Consider the following 258-nt stretch of genomic DNA (forward strand, 5'->3'; position numbering starts at 1 on the left):
CGATATCGGTGGAGGTGATGGTGCCATTAACTACTGAACCATCTTCCTTGGCGCTGACTTGCGCGATGGGGTCCAGTACCGGTGCATCGTTAACGTTGTTGACCACCAGGTTAAAGGTGGACGTGACGGTGGCACCCTGGCTATCGGTGGCGGTGACCGTGATGGCGGCAGTGCCTACATCGCTGTTCGCCGGCGTGCCGCTGAAGGTGCCGGTGGTGGCATCAAAGCTGAGCCATGCAGGTGTGCTAGCCGACAGGG

At 60.1% G+C, this 258-nt stretch carries 1 protein-coding gene; it reads right to left on the bottom strand.

Features of this window, described 5'->3' with window-relative positions:
• Positions 1-258 (bottom strand): putative Ig domain-containing protein (locus LZP69_RS16500; protein WP_234201757.1); only part of this gene is annotated, 258 nt, incomplete at both ends.

The organism is Shewanella sp. AS1, assembly GCF_021412565.1.
Lineage (GTDB): Bacteria > Pseudomonadota > Gammaproteobacteria > Enterobacterales > Shewanellaceae > Shewanella.